Origin of the sequence: Streptomyces sp. NPDC006265 (assembly GCF_040613555.1) — a bacterium.
Lineage (GTDB): Bacteria > Actinomycetota > Actinomycetes > Streptomycetales > Streptomycetaceae > Streptomyces.
Window position 1 is genome coordinate 1 of record NZ_JBEXSH010001161.1, and the last position, 2,261, is coordinate 2,261.

1 protein-coding gene and 1 pseudogene are annotated in these 2,261 nt (G+C 68.1%); both read right to left on the reverse strand.

The genetic code is table 11. The annotated features are described in order from the left end of the window. Window positions 1–93: 93 nt before the first annotated feature. Window positions 94–1,239: pseudogene (locus tag ABZ281_RS46550) on the reverse strand (cytochrome b N-terminal domain-containing protein); the annotation flags it as partial. An 841-nt stretch (window positions 1,240–2,080) separates the two neighbouring features. Beyond that, a partial coding sequence (locus ABZ281_RS46555) for a sigma-70 family RNA polymerase sigma factor (RefSeq protein ID WP_356664571.1) occupies window positions 2,081–2,261 on the reverse strand: 181 nt, incomplete at its 5' end.

Below are 2,261 nucleotides of genomic sequence, written 5' to 3' on the forward strand. Positions count from 1 at the left end.
TTACCCAAGAAACGGCACCTGGACGGGGGGGGTGGGGTGGGTGTGGGTGAACACGACCTGTGGGAGGCGCACGCCGCGCGTGAACCCGGCCGGCCCGCCGGCCAGCAGCAGGATGGCGTAGGCGGACACGGCGGCTGCACCCAGGGCGGTGCGGGTGGGCTGGTTGCGCGGCCGGTCGCACAGATGCTGCTCGGGCATCGGCCCGGTGATCCACCGTTCGAAGAACGGATAGCTGTAGAGGATGACGAACAGGGCGGTCGGCAGCACCACGCCGGGGAGAAAGACGTCCCACACGATGGTGTGCCCGGCCACGTTGGTCTCCGCGGCGGGTGTCAGGCGCAGCGCGCCTTCCAGGAAGCCCACGTACCAGTCCGGTTGGGAGTCGATCGAGACCATGTCGGCCCGGTAGGGGCCGAACGTCCAGATCGGGTTGATCTGCATCAGGGCGCCCATCAGGGCGAGGACGCCCCCGACGGTGAACAACAGGCCGACGGACTTGGCGGTGTACTGCGGGATGAACGGCTTGCCGACCACGTTGCGATTGGCACGGCCGGGCCGGGCCCACTGCGTGTGCTTGTGGTAGATGACGAACGTCAGGTGGAGGGCCACGAGGGCCAGGAGCACCCCGGGCAGCAGCAGGATGTGGGCCACGTACAGGCGCGGGATGATCTCGTGACCGGGGAACTCGCCGCCGAAGACGAAGAACGACAGGTAGGTCCCGACGATCGGGATCGACAGCACGATGCCCTGGGCCGTGCGCAGGCCGGTCCCGGAGAGCAGGTCGTCGGGGAGTGAGTAGCCGCAGAAGCCTTCAAGCAGCGCCAGCATGAACATGGTCACGCCGATCGTCCAGTTCACTTCCCGCGGTCGTCGGAAGGCGCCCGTGAAGAAGATGCGCAGCAGGTGCACGCCGATCGCGGCCACGAACACCAGTGCCGCCCAATGGTGCATCTGGCGGATCAGCAGACCGCCGCGCAGGTCGAGGCTGATATGCATGACGGACGCGTAGGCCTCCGACGTCATCACGCCCTGGAGGGGTACGTACGAGCCGGTGTACGGGGATTCCGCCATGCTGGGGTCGAAGAAGAAGGTCAGGTAGACACCCGTGGCCACCAGGACGACAAGGCTGTACAGGGCGATCTCGCCCAGAAGGAACGACCAGTGGTCGGGGAACGCCTTGCGAAGGAACTCCTTGCCCGCGGAGCTGACCGGCAGGCGTTTGTCGAGCACGCTCACCAGCCGCTCGCCGTGCGTGGCGGATCCGGACGATCCGTTGTCGTCAGCCACGGGCACCGTGTCTTCGCCCTCCTGTAGCCACTACGGCGACTGCGCTGCGTGCTCAGCCGCCACCTGTCCGTTCCGAGCCTGGCATGGGTGCCCCCGCCGCGGTTCGCCGAAACAGTGGCGCGGGACAGACGGCGCGAAGCTCACCCGCGCGAGGGAAGAGAGAGGAAGGGGCGTGTGCTTCGAGCCGTCGGCCAGAAAAGCTGTCCGGTGCCTGAGCCGTGCAGGTATCGCTCTCCGATGACGTCGAAGTTCGGGTCGCCGCAGGCCGTCACACGGCGCAGGCCGTCGAACCAGTCACAGGCCGGGTGCGGTGATGAGGAGCCGGCGACGTATCCGGTCACCGACCCGCTCAGCGGAAAGGTGGCACCGCACAGGTCGCACCACTCCAGAGGGGCCGCGGCCCGCGCACCAACGACCTTCCTTCGTTTCCACATCGCTCCCTTCTCCCATGGCGGGCCGTGCCGTGCCGACCGGAACTCGCCATGTGCGAGATGCCACCGGCTCGCCGCTGGCCCGGTGCCGGATACGGCGCAGAGCCTCGTACCCGAAGCGGTGGCCAGACCGTACGCCGGACGGCGGATGGTGCCGGAGGCCCACGAGGTCCTGTTCCACGACGACGGGTCGGTCACGCCCAGCACCGCGGCGGAGACGTCGCTGCCCGCCAGGTCGCGTCGAGCAGCGGGGGGACGTGGCTTCGTCGTCTCCTCAGGAACTCCGGCGCGACGATCTGCGATCTGAGCGTCCGAGTGCCCTTCGCGGCGCCGGACCAACAGCGAGGGCGCGACACGCCCGCTCAGCATTCCGTCATGGCCCGCCGAAGAAAGGCACAGGATCGGCTGAGCAACCGGGACACCTGCATCTGGGACACGCCCACGATCGCCGCCACTTCCCTCTGGGTGAGCGCATCGAGGAAGTAGAGCTTCAGTACGCGACGCTCGCGGTCGGGCAGTTCGGTGATGAGGGAGTTCAACGCC